At 46.4% G+C, this 15,506-nt stretch carries 15 protein-coding genes and 1 other RNA gene; 9 read left to right on the plus strand and 7 right to left on the minus strand.

The genetic code is table 11. From position 1 onward, the window contains the following. Positions 1 to 13: 13 nt before the first annotated feature. The gene (locus CSH93_RS10125) at positions 14 to 907 is read right to left on the minus strand and encodes a ribokinase (protein ID WP_100643122.1); all 894 of its coding nucleotides are present in this window, start codon (positions 905 to 907) and stop codon (positions 14 to 16) included. A gap of 21 nt (positions 908 to 928) precedes the next feature. Continuing rightward, positions 929 to 1,109: non-coding RNA, 6S RNA (ssrS, locus tag CSH93_RS10130), on the minus strand. A 133-nt stretch (positions 1,110 to 1,242) separates the two neighbouring features. Here ssrS and CSH93_RS10135 point away from each other — a divergent pair. The 4 genes from CSH93_RS10135 to CSH93_RS10150 are packed head-to-tail and all read left to right on the plus strand — an operon-like array spanning position 1,243 to position 5,566. After that, complete coding sequence (locus CSH93_RS10135) at positions 1,243 to 1,806, plus strand: UPF0149 family protein (RefSeq protein ID WP_100643123.1); 564 nt, start codon at positions 1,243 to 1,245, stop codon at positions 1,804 to 1,806. An 11-nt stretch (positions 1,807 to 1,817) separates the two neighbouring features. Next, on the plus strand, positions 1,818 to 3,134 hold the full coding sequence (gene pepP, locus CSH93_RS10140) for a Xaa-Pro aminopeptidase (RefSeq protein ID WP_100643124.1): 1,317 nt from the start codon (positions 1,818 to 1,820) through the stop codon (positions 3,132 to 3,134). Next, positions 3,127 to 4,404, plus strand: coding sequence for an FAD-dependent monooxygenase (locus CSH93_RS10145; RefSeq protein ID WP_164078342.1), 1,278 nt, complete (start codon positions 3,127 to 3,129; stop codon positions 4,402 to 4,404). The genes pepP and CSH93_RS10145 overlap by 8 nt, the downstream gene beginning before the upstream one ends. Continuing rightward, complete coding sequence (locus CSH93_RS10150) at positions 4,370 to 5,566, plus strand: FAD-dependent monooxygenase (RefSeq protein ID WP_240615566.1); 1,197 nt, start codon at positions 4,370 to 4,372, stop codon at positions 5,564 to 5,566. Before CSH93_RS10145 ends, CSH93_RS10150 begins: the two co-directional genes overlap by 35 nt. Here CSH93_RS10150 and CSH93_RS10155 read toward each other — a convergent pair. From CSH93_RS10155 to CSH93_RS10165, 3 genes are all read right to left on the minus strand, one after another. Continuing rightward, positions 5,563 to 7,122: an amidohydrolase family protein gene (locus tag CSH93_RS10155; RefSeq protein WP_100643127.1), complete on the minus strand. Its 1,560-nt coding sequence runs from the start codon at positions 7,120 to 7,122 to the stop codon at positions 5,563 to 5,565. The two genes, CSH93_RS10150 and CSH93_RS10155, sit on opposite strands and share 4 nt — an antisense overlap. Before the next feature lie 78 nt (positions 7,123 to 7,200). Next, positions 7,201 to 7,518 carry a rhodanese-like domain-containing protein gene (locus tag CSH93_RS10160; protein WP_100643128.1) on the minus strand — a complete coding sequence of 106 codons (318 nt, stop codon included), beginning with the start codon at positions 7,516 to 7,518 and terminating at the stop codon, positions 7,201 to 7,203. Between the two features lie 25 nt (positions 7,519 to 7,543). After that, positions 7,544 to 7,825 (minus strand): ArsR/SmtB family transcription factor, encoded by a 282-nt coding sequence (locus CSH93_RS10165; protein ID WP_100643388.1) that lies wholly within the window; start codon positions 7,823 to 7,825, stop codon positions 7,544 to 7,546. A 125-nt stretch (positions 7,826 to 7,950) separates the two neighbouring features. On the opposite strand from CSH93_RS10165, the gene CSH93_RS10170 reads away from it, so the two are divergent. Next, complete coding sequence (locus tag CSH93_RS10170) at positions 7,951 to 8,304, plus strand: carboxymuconolactone decarboxylase family protein (protein ID WP_100643129.1); 354 nt, start codon at positions 7,951 to 7,953, stop codon at positions 8,302 to 8,304. A gap of 46 nt (positions 8,305 to 8,350) precedes the next feature. Beyond that, positions 8,351 to 9,442 carry an alkaline phosphatase D family protein gene (locus tag CSH93_RS10175; RefSeq protein ID WP_100643130.1) on the plus strand — a complete coding sequence of 364 codons (1,092 nt, stop codon included), beginning with the start codon at positions 8,351 to 8,353 and terminating at the stop codon, positions 9,440 to 9,442. Between the two features lie 33 nt (positions 9,443 to 9,475). On the opposite strand, the gene CSH93_RS10180 is transcribed toward CSH93_RS10175, so the two are convergent. Continuing rightward, on the minus strand, positions 9,476 to 9,820 hold the full coding sequence (locus CSH93_RS10180) for a hypothetical protein (protein WP_240615567.1): 345 nt from the start codon (positions 9,818 to 9,820) through the stop codon (positions 9,476 to 9,478). A gap of 92 nt (positions 9,821 to 9,912) precedes the next feature. Next, positions 9,913 to 10,779: a LysR family transcriptional regulator gene (locus CSH93_RS10185; protein WP_100643131.1), complete on the minus strand. Its 867-nt coding sequence runs from the start codon at positions 10,777 to 10,779 to the stop codon at positions 9,913 to 9,915. A gap of 135 nt (positions 10,780 to 10,914) precedes the next feature. On the opposite strand from CSH93_RS10185, the gene gcvT reads away from it, so the two are divergent. The 3 genes from gcvT to gcvP all read left to right on the plus strand — a co-directional run bounded on the left by gcvT (position 10,915) and on the right by gcvP (position 15,403). Then, entirely contained in the window at positions 10,915 to 12,003 is a 1,089-nt protein-coding gene (gcvT, locus tag CSH93_RS10190; RefSeq protein WP_100643132.1) for a glycine cleavage system aminomethyltransferase GcvT, read from the plus strand. 20 nt (positions 12,004 to 12,023) lie between these two features. Continuing rightward, positions 12,024 to 12,413, plus strand: a complete 390-nt coding sequence (gene gcvH / locus CSH93_RS10195; RefSeq protein WP_100643133.1) for a glycine cleavage system protein GcvH — start codon at positions 12,024 to 12,026, stop codon at positions 12,411 to 12,413. An 86-nt stretch (positions 12,414 to 12,499) separates the two neighbouring features. Beyond that, on the plus strand, positions 12,500 to 15,403 hold the full coding sequence (gene gcvP / locus CSH93_RS10200) for an aminomethyl-transferring glycine dehydrogenase (protein WP_100643134.1): 2,904 nt from the start codon (positions 12,500 to 12,502) through the stop codon (positions 15,401 to 15,403). Positions 15,404 to 15,506: the final 103 nt, after the last annotated feature.

The following is a 15,506-nucleotide window of genomic DNA, read 5'->3' on the forward strand; positions in this document are numbered from 1 at the left end:
CCAGTGTTAAAACCTAGCTATGTTTTGCTAGAAAACGATTTACTTTTTCTACATCAGGAATTGATTGTGCCGCACCTTCGACGGTGACTGCTAATGCGGATGCTGCACAGCCTCTTGTTAATGCTTGTTTGGCGTCGCTATGGCCGGCATAAGCTGCTAAGAAATAGCCGATGAAGGTATCGCCTGCTGCTGTCGTGTCAATTGCATCCACTACAAACGCGGGGACTTCAATTTTCTGCCCTTTTCTGAGCATAACCACGCCTTGCTTGCCCAATGTGATGATAACCTCACCATGTTGCCAGTGTTCATGGAAGTATGCTTCCATCTCAGCCATGTCGCTAGTGCCAGCAAATTCAGCAGCCTCTACTTCATTCACTATAAGTAAGTCGATACAGTTTAATGGCAAAGACTTTACTGACTCTGTCATTGGGGCAGGGTTAAAAGCGACTTTCAAGCCTTTTTCTTTTGCTTGTTGTAAGGCATCTTCGATAGCTGACGTTTCATTCTGAGTGAGTACCCAATCGGTCGACTTGACGCTATCTAAGGCGGCCATCACCGTCTTGCTATCAAGCTCTTGGTTAGCACCGCCAAACAACACGATGGCGTTTTCGCCCGATGGTGTTACCTGAATAATCGCGTGGCCTGAAGGCGTATCAGTACATTGAACATGTTTGCAATCGATGCCGTGCTTGATCAGCGTTTGCTTGATGTGCGCGTCATTATTGTTAATGCGCCCTACATGTTTAACTTCAGCACCCGCTTTCGCTAGTGCAATAGATTGATTAGCCCCTTTTCCACCTAACAACTGTTGATAGTGATGAGAAGCTAAAGTCTCACCGGGCTGAACAAAGTGATCAACCTGATATACGTGATCAATGTTGATCGAACCAAAATTAATAACAGCCATTTTTTTCCTGTTAACTGAATGGCGTCTCCCAAAGTACCGCTGTTCATTTTCGCCCGTGAACCGAAAGTTCAGGGCGGAAGTGTCATCACTGCCGCAGGCTTCTCGATCCGAGCCGAGCTTGCACAAAAGCAGTGGAATCAACTTCCTTGGTAAAAAGCATCGGCCAGGGACATGAATGAACTGGCAAATACTCCAGGAGACATTGATTGAATCAATATCCGACGTGATAGGGTATCGCAAACGCCCATAAGTAGGAAGTAGATCATATTTCTGATGGGCAGTTAGATGAAATTTTTGCTAGCATATCAAGGAAATTTATAGCTGGGTGAAGCTTCTTGAACGAATTAAATTATGAAACCTTGTCGGCACTGTTGGGGCGTAATAACGTGACAGCCGATGCGGCAGAGCTGCAAGGTATCCTGTGTGGCATGATGGCTGGTGGTATGTCTCTGAGTGATAGAGAATGGCAGCCAGCCATCGCGGATATGTTTAACGCAGGCGAGCCGATGGCACCTGAAGTAGCAGACGCACTACAAACGTTATTTGATAAAACGAGTCAGCAAATGGTAGACGGAGACTTCGCGCTCACCTTAATGCTGCCTGATGATGCGGCGCCAATTAACGAAAGAGGCTCGGCTTTGATCAACTATGTACAAGGCTTTATGACAGGGTTTGGCTTACACCAAAACGACCTAACCAATTGCTCTGCCGATGTGAAAGAAGCGTTGGAAGATTTTGCTGAAATCGTCAAACTTGAAGATGCGATGACTGAAGACGAAGAGTCGGAGAAAGCGCTCTTTGAAGTACAGGAGTATATTCGGGTTTCCACCATGTTGTGCTTTAGTGAGTTGGGTCATTCGCCATTGGATGATAGCCAGGCACCGCCAACGGTTCATTAAGCGAGAAAGCAATGTTGGATAAAGGTGTATTTGCGCAAAGACGACGTCGGTTATTAGAACAGTTACCTGATAACAGCGTATGTGTAGTCCCAGCAGCCCATCTTAAAACACGCAGCAACGATACAGAGTACTTGTTTCGTCAGGATAGCGACTTCTGGTATTTAAGCGGTTTTCACGAGCCTGATGCGTGGTTATTGCTCTCGAACAGTCAGGCTTTTGAGGGCGAGTTTAGTCTGATAGCGTGTCTGGAAAAGGAAGAGTTGGCCGAAATATGGCATGGACGCAGAGTAGGGCCTGATGTAGCGAGAGAACAGTTTCTTTTTGATGATAGTTGCACGCTTGAGCAGTTACCATGGGCATTACATGATTTAGTCGATGGTCATGATTATTTGTATTTTGCCTTGGGTCATAATGACCAAGCGGATGAAATGGTTCTGGAAGTCTTGGCAAAACTGCGACAAGCGCCAAAGCAAAGTAAAATAGCGCCTAAACATATTGTTGACGTACGACCACTACTGCACGAGATGCGCTTGTTCAAGCAGGCAGAAGAATTAACGTTAATGCGCAAAGCTGCTGACATCAGCGTTGACGCACATTGCCGTGCGATGCGTGAAGTCACTAAATTCAAATACGAGTATCAACTAGAAGCCGCTATATTACATGAGTTTGCCCATAACGGTGCGCGGCACGCAGCGTACAATACGATTGTTGGCAGTGGTGAAAACGCGTGCATTTTGCACTATACCGAAAATTCCGACCCGCTTACGCCAGGAGATTTAGTGTTAATCGACGCAGGTGCTGAATACGGCGGTTATGCGGCTGATATTACCCGAACCTTTCCGGTCAACGGCAAGTTTACTGAGGCCCAAGCCGAGGTTTACCAGATTGTGTTGGATGCGCAGCTTGCCGCGATGCAAAAGCTGGTGCCAGGAAGCACGCTATCAGCCGCAATGACAGCGTGTTTAAACGTGCTTGTAGACGGGTTGATATCGCTTGGAATTTTACACGGTGAGCGAGATACATTGATCCAAGAAAAGGCTTATCAAGCCTATTTTATGCATGGCCTTGGCCATTATCTAGGGCTAGATGTGCATGATGTGGGCGATTATAAAATCCAAGGTAGCGACCGACCGCTTACACCCGGTATGGTGCTGACAGTTGAGCCAGGACTTTATTTCGGCCCAACAACACAAGTGCCTGATCAATATCAAGGTATTGGCATACGCATCGAAGATAATATCGTCATCACAGACGGTGGGCATGAAGTCTTAACAAGCGGTGTGCCCAAAACTATAAAAGACATTGAGGCGCTTATTCAACGTGGCTAAAACGCGCTCATTACAGCAACACAGTGACGTTCAGCATAATGTACCCCGCGTAGATGTAACAATTGTCGGGGCTGGCATTGTGGGCGTGTCTCTTGCGCTGGCATTGCATAAATATACCGATTTATCGGTAGCATTGATTGAACCGCATGCTATTAAGCATGACAGTCATCCTGCATTTGATAGTCGTAGTTTAGCACTAGGTGCGACGACGTTTAGTTATTTGCTCGATTTGGTCTCTGATATTCCGCACACACTCACGCGTGTAAATTGCTGCAGCATTGAACATATTCAGGTGTCAGATCGAGGATTTGCGGGTAAATGCTTCCTCAGTGCCGATGATTTTGCTACTGATCACCTCGGTGTTGTTGCGCCACTGCAGTTACTCGGTCGCAATCTGTTACAGGCTTTAGAACACAATATTGATAGCAACGATGGACGTGTGTCGTTGTATTGCCCATCTGAGATCAGTTCTATTGTTAGCCATGAGCAGGGACACTCACTGAGTTTAAACACTGGTGAGACCTTGCAAACGAAGCTGCTCGTGTTAGCGGATGGGGGGCGTTCGCCATTTAAGTCACAGTTAGGTTTTTGCGACCATCATCAAGATTATGGACAAGATGCGATCATAGCCAATGTGGTGTTTAACCAACCGCATGAGCATTGGGCCTATGAGCGATTTACTGCACAGGGGCCGGTTGCGCTGTTACCGCTAGAGTTCTCAGAAACCGATGATAAAAGTGGTGGTTACTACTCGCTTGTTTGGACGGTAGATAGACAAAACAGCGACTACAATCAACGCTTAATGAATGATGAAACATTTTTTAGGCGTGAACTTGAGGGGATGGTTGGGCATCATCATGGGCGTTGTATTCGCGTTGGTAAACGTGACAGTTATCCTTTAAGCCTACGCTACAGTGAAACAGTACATCAGCACCGCAGCGTGGTGATTGGTAACGCTGCGCAAACGTTGCATCCAATTGCAGGCCAAGGATTTAATTTAGGTCTGCGAGATGTAATGGATCTGGTGTCGATATTAAATGAAACACCAAGTGAACAGCTTGCAGATTGGCGCTGTATGAGTAGCTACGCAGACAAACGGGATGCAGATAGAAAACTGATCATGAACAGTACCGACACATTGGTTCGTTGCTTTTCCAATTTATACTGGCCATTCGTAGTTGGGCGGAACATAGGTTTAACCGCTATGAATATGATGTCACCAATGAAACAGGCCTTTGCGCGTCGCGCGATGGGGTATCGTTTTGATTAGTGCCGATATTACTATTGTCGGGGCGGGCATGGTTGGCTTAGCCCTCGCAGCACAATTATCCGATAGCGGCTTATCAATTGCGTTGATCAATCGCGATCCTATCGCTAGATCGCTTCCTACTGTTGCAGATAGTCGGGTGTCGGCACTCAATATTGCATCGCAGCAAATGCTCGATGAGGTAGGCGCATGGCCACATGTCGATCTGTTGCGCACGTGTGGTTATACCGACATGCACGTGTGGGAAAAAGATAGCTTTGCGAACATTCATTTCGCAGCAACGGAAACATCACATGATGTTCTCGGAACCATAGTTGAAAATCAAAATATCATTAATGCCTTGCTTAGTGTTGTCAGTCAGCAATCAAATGTGCGCATTATTGACAACTTTGCATTATCTACGATCAACATAACGGAACCTTGTGCGGTATTGACTTCACAAGACGGTGATGTGATCTCAACAGCGTTGGTTGTTGGTGCTGACGGCGCGCAGTCTGTGGTTAGACGCACATTGCAGTTGCCCATGACGCATTGGCACTATGATCACAGCGCTATTGTGGCAACCATACATACGCAATTACCCCATCAGAAAACTGCTCGGCAGGCGTTTACGGCGTTTGGTCCATTGGCTTTTCTGCCGTTAAACGATCCGCATCAGTGCTCTATTGTGTGGTCGCAAGACACATCCCGTGCTGACATGTTGATGGCGTTGACGGATGACATTTTTTGTCAGCAGCTAGCGACGACATTGGATATGCAGCTCGGCACATGTGAATTGCTAAATAAGCGCATGTGTATACCGCTTACCATGCGCTATGTGCGTAAATGGGTGTCTCACCGCGCAGTCGTCATTGGCGATGCTGCTCATACCATCCACCCACTGGCGGGGCAGGGTGTCAACCTAGGCTTTCAAGACAGCATAGCGCTTGCACAAGCGTTAAAAAATCTGGATAAGTCCCAACTGGGCAAGATACAGCCATTAAGGCATTTTGAACGAGCACGTAAAAGTGAAGCAGTGAAAATGATTGCAACCATGGAAGGCTTTAAACGTCTGTTTGCTGGCAATGATCCGCTGCAAAAGCTGGTACGGGGTTTGGGCATGTCGGCTGCGGATAAGTTACCCACAGCCAAACGTATGCTAATACAACAAGCAATGGGCGCTTAGTTTTCTGCCTGCTTGGCCTGTTCTACCATTGTTCTTACATCCGATAGTAGTTGTTGTGCATCATAGACTATGCCGTCTTTCACGGTATACACGACGCCGTTTGTTTGTATCGGTTCATTGTGCTCATTGAGTTTAAAATGCCCTGTACCGTACAACACTTTGAAGTTCTGCAGTGGGTTTTCTTTTACCACAACGAAGTCAGCTTTTTTACCGATCCGGATAGATCCAATATCAGCGTCTAAACCTAGGGCTTCTGCACCATTTAATGTGGCAGCTTGGATCACTTCCAGCGGGTGGAAGCCGGCTTCTTGCAAGAGTTCCAGTTCGCGCACGTAGCCGAAGCCATAGATTTTATAAATATAACCAGAATCCGATCCTGTAGTGACACGGCCCCCATGATTTTTATAATCGTTGAGAAAGCTCATCCAGCGCTGGAAGTTGTGTTTCCAATCAATCTCGTGCTGCGTCGTCCAATCAAACCAATACGAGCCGTGCGCATAGCGGCTAGGAGTAAAGAAGTCCCACAGAGTTGGCAGAGTATATTCATCATGCCATTCTGCGAAGCGCTCTCGCATCAGGTCACGGCTGGCTTCATAAATGGTCATGGTTGGATTAATGGTAAAATCGAGTGAGATAAGTTCATCGCGAACGCTATTCCACTTTTCACTTCCCGGCTCTGCCGCTTGCAGCCACAACCGGCCAGCTTCGGCAAAACGGTGTTGTTCATCGTTATAGTTATAATCAACCGGATAGTCTTGAATGATTTCATCATCGAACAATGCCTCAGGTAACCCATACCAATGTTCCATGGTCGTTAGACCGAGCTGTGCTGAATCAAGCGCATTCATGCTCATCACATTCAATTGTGCATGGTGCATCATAGTGCCTATCGATTGCTTCTGCGCTTCATCAAGCGCTGCACGCATAATGTCGGGCGATGCGCCAAAAAATTTGACGCCCTTTGCGCCTTTCTTGGCTGCAAATTTGATCCAATCACGGGCCCGTTTAGCGGTAGAAATGGGCTTGTCATATCCCATACCAAAGCCAAGATAAGGAATGATGCGGGGCGCGACAATGCTATTTTGTTCGCTGCGTTTAACATGATCCATCACCCAATCGAGACCATTAAAACTGCCGGGCTCGCGCACAGTGGTGATGCCATGCGCTAACCATAGTTTAAATACGTACTCTGCGGGGATATTATCGGCTGAACCACCAATATGGCCGTGCATGTCAATAAAGCCAGGTAGCACATAGTGTCCGGAAACATCCACTTCGACACCGCCTTTGGCAAGTGCTGGACGGCTGGCGACTACTGGCACGCCTGGGTGACCAACACTGACAATATCGACTATGCGATCGTTTTCGATGACGATATCAACCGGCCCTTGTGGCGGAGCACCTTCACCTGTGATAACGGTAGCGCCGCGAAGGATCAGTTGAGAATAAGGACCTTTGCCTTCATCCCCATCGCGCTCAGGCGCTGAGGCTCCCGGTGCGCAAATGGCTGACAGTGAAAAAAATAAAGTGACTAATGCTATTGCTGTGGATTTCATGAGCGACCCTGCAATGTTAAGGTGGCTATACCTTACCACAACAATAGCGTTCGCCTAGGTGTGAAACTCTAATTCGAATTACGCGTCTTGATTGACGGGTAACCCAGCCTTAACCCACGCTTCGATGCCACCTTCAAGATTGAATACAGTTGCCTTGCCTTCCGTTGCGACTTTTACACAGGCTTGGCTGCCTCTTCCGCCCTTGAGGCAATAGATAACAATTTTTTCGTCTACATTAGGTAAGTCACTGGCCGTGATACTGCCTAAAGGTAGCAAAGTGGCACCCGGAATGTGGACTTGCTTAAATTCGTTAGGTTCTCTGACATCAATAAGGATGGCGTCACCGTTGTCCACCCATTCTTTTACGGTATCCACTGATACGTTTTCAACCTGCATGGTTATCTCCTGTATTAGATGTTGCTTATTCTTTGCAGTAGGCAAGGTACAAGGTGGTTAAAATCGCATGAGCCTCTATGTTGACCAGTTGATAATACACCTTTTGTCCTCGACGTTGACAATGTACGATCCCTTCTTTACGTAACTTGGCTAAATGCTGTGAGGCGGCTGACTGCGCCAAGTCTGAAGCTTCCTCAAGTTCTCCGGCTGTTTTTTCGCCTTGTAGCAAACAGCATAAAATTCTTAAGCGATGTTGATTGGCCAATACCTTCAATAAGCGTTCAGCTTGTTGTGTATTGTCAATCATAGCATCAGACTTTTCTGCAAATAACATAGCGTTTAGAATCGAAATTATTGAATTTATATTAGATTTAACTAATATAGTGTTAGTTGTTTGAATCGACAAGTACTAAATTAAAAGAGGGTATATCCGTGAGCAAATCTTATCCAGACATTACACATCGCATATCATCAAACCTGAAGGCATTGCGTTCAGATATCAGCGATACCATGCAAGGTTTTTCGGCAATGGCAAAAGCTGCCACTGCCGATGGAGTATTGGATAAAAAAACCAAAGAACTGATCGCGCTTGCGATCGGTATTTCCACTCGCTGTGATGGCTGTATTGGATTTCATGTCAAAGCCTTGGTGGATTTAGGCGCGACCAGAGAAGAAATAGAAGAAACTTTAGGTATGGCGATTTACATGGGCGGTGGTCCTTCATTGATGTATGCTGCTGATGCAATGTTGGCTTTTGAACAATTTAGTGAATTGAAGAACGGCTAATATAAACCATATTTTTTCGTCTTAGGCCCAACGTGGGAGTCATACTATGCGCCTTGTTGTAGCACTCGTGAGCATACTGAGTACTTGTAATGTGCTTGCTGAACCCCACTGGCCTAAGGGCCTTACTCACTTTGCCGTAGGCTCTTGTGCCAAAGACCGACAACCCCAACCGATTTGGAACTCTATCGCTGACACAGAGCCCGAACTGTTTTTGTTTATTGGTGACAATGTGTATGCGGATGCTTGGATTGATGAGCAGGGGGAATCACATTCGGTTTCCATATCGGATCCAGCACTTATTACTGCAGCCTATCAACGGTTAGCCGCTCATTCAGAGTTTGACGCGTTTAGGCGCAAGGTTCCAATTATGGCGACCTGGGATGACCACGATTTTGGCTTAAATGATGGCGGTAAAGAGTTTCTTCTAAAGGATGCCAGTCAACAGGCGTTTATGGCATTTTTTGACTTTGCCGAGGATGCTCCCATACGTCAGCGGGCCGGTGTTTATAACACCCGCGTCTTTGCTGATGAGGTCCGTCGTGTTCAGGTGATCATGCTTGATACCCGTTATCACCGTGACCGAATTGATAAACGCGACGACGGCCGACCGCCCAATAAGGGCCCTTTCTTACCAACCTCAGATACCTCTCGCTCTATGTTAGGTGAACAACAGTGGCGTTGGTTGGAAGTGCAACTGCGCCAACCCGCTGATCTTCGTTTTATCATCAGCAGTGTGCAGGTTGTAGCCTATGAACATGCATGGGAAACCTGGGGCAATATGCCGCATGAACGCGAGAAGTTATTTAAGCTGATTGATGAAACGGATGCCAGTGGTGTGATATTTCTTAGTGGTGACCGGCATTTAACCGAAGTGTCGGTCGATGCAGGGCAATTGGGTAGTGCTGTGCCGTATCCAATGTGGGACTTTACCGCGAGTGGTTTAACCGATGAGTACAATGAGGTCAATGAGGTAAATAGCTTCAGGAAGGGAAGCGTTCACCGTCAGGCAAATTTTGGAACAGTGAAAATTGATTGGCAAACGCCGGTTGGCGATACCACTATCACGATGACGGCTTTTGATATTGAAGGGAATGCGTTAAATCAGCAATCGGTTCGATTAGGAAGCTTAAGAGAGTAACCGCGCACCGACAGTGCGCGGTGCAAGAGATAATTATTTGTCGCTGTTTTTAGCAGCTTTAATTTTCTCAATTTGATCTTTAGTTAGACGGATCACACTGCCCGGGTATGGACGGCCTTGTGGGTAGTCCCAAGCCTTAGGTGTTACAGATTCTGCAAATTCTAGAAATGAACGACAGGTTTTGCGAGAAGGCACCAAACCAAGGCGATCAGCGTATGCTTCTATATAACGCGGATCAACATTTTCCTTTTGTAATAGGCAGTATGCTTCAGTTGAATAAGTTTCTTCGTGGTCATCTGCAGTTGCGTTACCAACAAAACCCAATCCAACAATAGCTGCTAAACAAGCTGTTTTTGATAGTGTGTGTTTAAACGTCATAATTATTCCTGTTAAGTGAAAGGACCAATCCATAGCCGATATACAACTCCAACAATCCCAGCTTACGCCAGTTTACAAATTTCTCAAGTTTTTCAAGATCGTGGCAGTCGACCCGCGATAAATTGCACTAATGTTCGGCTGATTGCAGCTTGGTTGGCTTGCTCTCGTTGTTTAGCGAAATCGAACAGGCAAATATTGACGCGGCCTAGATTCGGCAAATTAGGCTTTTGTATCACACTGAGGTTTCTCGGCACACTGCGCCTCGCCAATGCGGTAATGCCCATCCCCTGTGCCATCGCCGCACTAAGACCACTTAAATCAGCGTTGGTGTAGGTTATGCGCCACGGAACGGTTTGTTGTTTTAATCGCTCAATCACACGGCTTCGGTAGATGCAGCCTTCAGGGGCTAATACCAATGAAATTTGTGCTTGATCCGGTTGTTGCCCGCGAGTGCCGATCCATACCAGTTCATCTTGCACATGATAATCGGCTTTTTCTGCCATCGTATCGTCGGTGAGCGCTAATACGACATCGAAGGCATCTCGCTGTTGTTGACTGAGTAAGTTTTTACTCAACGAAGATGTGACCTCCAATGCTACATCGGGGTATTGCGCGGAAAATTCACCAATAATCGATGGCAGCAATATAGAAGCAAACTCACTGGGAATACCCAAGCGCATGCGGCCTCTGAGCGGATCTTGGTCACTGAAACGAAACACTTCATCATTCAATGCGAGTATTTCAGTAGCCTTCTTATATAGCCAATTGCCGCTATTGGTCGGCTGATAACGTTGTCCTACCTTACTAAACAGTTTGAGATCCAATTGCGATTCTAACTTTTTGATCTGTAAACTGATTGCTGGCTGTGAACGCCCCAATACATCGCCAGCTCTGGCAAACCCTCCTTGGTTAATAATTGTGACGAAGGTACGTAAAGCATCCATTGAGAGCTGTTTCATGATTATATTATTAAATGAGTTTTGCTTAAGTTATAAGAAATATAAATGTATTGATTTAAATTTCAAATTTGTTTGTCGCAGATCCGCTTTCTATACTCAGTAATCATTCAAACTAACAGACAAACAACGCTAACCATGAATAAGCAAACTGCGCTTTACCAAGCTCACTGCGACCTAGGTGCCAAAATGGTCGATTTCTTTGGCTGGGATATGCCCATCAATTACGGCTCGCAAATCGAAGAACATCACGCTGTCAGGCAGGATGCAGGAATGTTTGACGTTTCGCACATGACCATTGTGGACGTACAAGGCAAAGATGCAAAAGCCTATCTGCGTCATTTGTTGGCAAATGATGTGGCGAAATTGACGGTAAAAGGCAAAGCACTTTATTCGGGCATGCTGAATGAAGAGGGTGGCGTTGTCGATGATTTGATTGTTTATCATTTTGATGAAACCAACTACCGCGTAGTGGTTAACTCAGCAACCCGCGAAAAAGACATGAACTGGTTGAACAAGCAGGCTGAAGGGTTCGATGTGAGTATCAATGCGCGTGATGAATTTGCCATGATTGCGGTTCAAGGGCCGAACGCTAAAGAAAAGGCGCAGCAGGTATTCTCAACGGCTCAAAAAGAAGCGGTTGCGGGGATGAAGCCGTTTTTTGGCGTGCAAGCAGAAGATTTATTCATCGCCACAACCGGATACACCGGCGAAGCCGGCTATGAAATCATCGTTAATAAGACAGATGCTGTGTCGCTGTGGCAACAATTGTTAGATGCCGGCGTTAAACCTTGTGGTCTTGGTGCTCGTGATACCTTGCGCCTTGAAGCGGGTATGAACCTATACGGTCAAGATATGGATGAAACCGTATCACCACTGGCGGCTAACATGGGCTGGACCATTACTTGGGAGCCTGAAGACCGAGATTTCGTGGGTCGTAAAGCGCTAGAGCAACAAAAAGCGCAAGGTACAGACAAGCTTGTAGGCTTGGTCATGAAAGAGAAAGGTGTATTACGCAGCGGTTTAGCAGTGCGTTGTGATGCTGGCGAAGGTGTAATTACCTCGGGAACGTTTTCACCAACCCTTGGACATTCAATTGCGATGGCGCGTGTTCCTGCAACTGTGGGTGACACCGTTGAAGTGGAAATGCGTAAAAAGTGGGTTACAGTAAATGTAGTGAAACCCAGTTTTGTTCGCAATGGCAAAAGTGTTTTAACTGATAACTAAAATTCAAAGCAGGAACGATTATGAGCAACATTCCAAAAGAGCTTCGTTATACCGCTACTCATGAGTGGGTTCGCCCAGAACGTGACGGTGTATTTACTGTTGGTATTACAGAGCATGCCCAAGACCTATTAGGTGACATGGTGTTTGTTGAACTACCGGATGTGGGCGATGAAGTCAGCACGGGTGATGACATTGTTGTCGCTGAATCAGTTAAAGCGGCTTCTGATGTATACGCGCCGATCAGTGGTGAAATCGTTGCGGTAAATGAAGAGTTAGAAGATTCACCTGAATTGGTGAATTCAGACCCATTTGGTGACGGTTGGATGTTCAAAATTAAAGCGGAAGACGCCAGTGAAGTTGAATCACTGTTGGATGCTGAAGGTTATGAAGCCAGCATCGAAGACGATTGATCGATTGTCTCATCATTCTTATTAATGGCACCGCGTATGTACGCGGTGCGTTTTTATCCATTGCGAGTTAAAACCAGTACCAGACTATGTCAAACACTACACAGACCTTGGCTCAACTAGAGCAACCTCAGGACTTCGTTAGACGCCACATCGGACCCGGCCAACAAGAAATTGCACACATGCTAGAAACCATTGGTGCAACATCTTTAGATGACTTAATCGAGCAAACAGTACCTGCGGGTATTCGCTTGCCAGAACCGTTAAATGTTGGCGTAGCTGAAAGCGAAGTGGATGCGTTATCACAATTGAAAGCGGTTGCTAGCAAGAATCAGGTGTTTCGTTCTTTTATCGGTATGGGTTATACCGGTACGCACCTACCGAATGTTATCTTGCGTAACGTGCTTGAAAATCCAGGTTGGTATACAGCGTATACGCCTTATCAGCCTGAAATTGCGCAAGGTCGCCTTGAAGCTATTCTTAACTTCCAGCAGGTCACGATTGACCTAACCGGTCTACCTCTGGCCTCTGCCTCATTGTTGGACGAAGCAACTGCAGCAGCTGAAGCGTTAGCGCTAGCCAAACGAGTAAGTAAAAATAAGAAGTGTAATACCTTCTTTGTTGCAGATAATGTGCATCCACAAACGATTGACGTTGTGAAGACGCGCGCTGAGATGTTTGGGTTTGAAGTGGTTACAGGCGCCCCTGAGAGCGTTGTTGATGTTGACGTGTTTGGCGCGTTACTGCAGTACCCGAGTACAACGGGTGAAGTCACTGATATTTCTGATCTCATCAGTGCAGTGCAAAGCAAAAAGGGTATTGTGGCGGTAGCAGCTGATATTATGAGCTTGGTATTGCTTAAATCACCGGGTGAAATGGGCGCAGATGTGGTGTTCGGCAGTGCGCAACGTTTTGGTGTACCGATGGGCTATGGCGGTCCGCACGCAGCATTTTTTGCGACTCGTGACGAATATAAGCGTTCATTACCAGGCCGAATCATTGGCGTAAGTAAAGATACGCGCGGTAATCCAGCGTTGCGTATGGCGTTGCAAACTCGCGAGCAACATATTCGTCGTGAAAAGGCGAACTCCAATATTTGTACAGCTCAGGTATTACTCGCTAATATTGCCTCTTTCTATGCGGTTTATCACGGTCCTCAAGGGTTAAAAACTATTGCGGAACGCATCCACCGAATGGCAGATATCATAGCCAAAGGCTTAAGCCAGAAAGAAGTCGGTTTAATGCACAGCACATGGTTTGACACTATCAGCGTGGTAGTTGACAACAAGCAAGCGGTGCTTGACCGTGCGCGTGCTAAAGGCATCAACTTACGTGCCGATCTAACTAATGCTGTGGGCATCACCGTAGATGAAACCACAACTCGCGAAGACATCGTGGCTCTTTTTGATGTGCTGTTAGGTGAAGGACATGGACTTGATATTGAGCAATTGGATGCTGAAGTAACCACACAGGGTTCGGTGTCTATCCCATCAGAGTTGCTACGTACGTCAGAGATTTTAACGCATGATGTATTCAATCAGTATCATTCTGAAACTGAAATGCTGCGTTATATCAAGAGTTTAGAGAACAAAGATCTGGCCTTAAATCATTCAATGATTTCATTGGGCTCTTGTACCATGAAGTTGAACGCTACCGCGGAAATGATCCCGATCACGTGGCCAGAGTTCAGTAATCTGCACCCATTTGCACCAATCGAGCAGGCGCAAGGCTATGCTGACATGATCAATGAGTTGAGTGATTGGTTGATCAATATCACCGGTTACGACGCATTATCCATGCAACCGAATTCGGGGGCTCAAGGCGAATATGCAGGCCTATTGGCGATTCAGCGTTATCATGTTAGCCGTGGTGAAGGTCACCGTAACGTGTGTCTGATCCCAAGCTCTGCCCATGGTACAAACCCAGCATCGGCTCAAATGGTAAGCTTGAAAGTGGTCGTGGTTAACTGTGACAAAGACGGTAACGTGGATCTTGATGACCTGCGTAAGAAGGCTGCCGATGTTGCTGATAATTTGTCTTGTGCAATGATCACATACCCATCAACACACGGTGTTTATGAAGAAACCATTCGTGAGATTTGTGAAATTGTGCATGAACACGGCGGTCAGGTTTACCTTGATGGTGCCAACATGAATGCGCAAGTGGGTATTACTTCTCCTGGTTATATTGGTGCTGATGTATCCCACTTGAACTTGCATAAAACCTTCTGTATTCCCCACGGTGGTGGTGGTCCTGGCATGGGGCCAATCGGCGTGAAGAAACATTTGCAACCGTTCCTACCAAACCATACGGTAGTTAATCTAGACACTACTGGTGAAGGCAATGGTGCGGTATCTGCTGCGCCTTGGGGCAGTGCCTCGATTTTGCCGATTAGCTATATGTACATCAAAATGATGGGCGGCGAAGGCCTCAAGAAAGCTACAGAAGTAGCCATTCTTAACGCTAACTATGTTGCTAAGAAACTAGAGGGGCATTATCCGGTATTGTATAAGGGCCGTAACGGTCGCGTCGCGCATGAGTGTATTATCGATTTGCGCCCACTTAAAGAAGCGTCAGGCGTTTCAGAAATGGATATTGCAAAACGTTTAAATGACTACGGATTCCACGCGCCTACTATGAGTTTCCCAGTTGCGGGTACGCTGATGATCGAGCCTACTGAATCAGAAGCTCAGGTTGAACTGGATCGTTTCATTGAAGCTATGATCCACATTCGTGAGGAAATCGCTAAAGTGGAAAGCGGTGAGTGGGATGCAACAGACAACCCATTGCACAATGCGCCGCATACGCTGGCTGATATTTGCGACCCTAACTGGGAGCGCGGTTATGATCGTATGCTCGCAGCATACCCTGTTCCTGCTGTAGCGAAGAATAAGTTCTGGCCTAGCGTAAACCGTATTGATGATGTCTATGGTGACCGCAACCTGATCTGTTCATGCCCAAGTATGGATATGTATCGTGGGGATGGTGAGTAACTTATTACGATTTAGACTGTAAAAGTAAGTAATATTTTGAAGACATAGACCCCCAAAAGCGAACCAATCTAGGTTCGCTTTTTTTATCTTGTATAGAAAGGTT

It is taken from the genome of Neoalteromonas facilis (genome assembly GCF_002807665.1).
Classification (GTDB): Bacteria; Pseudomonadota; Gammaproteobacteria; order Enterobacterales; family Alteromonadaceae; genus Alteromonas_E; species Alteromonas_E facilis.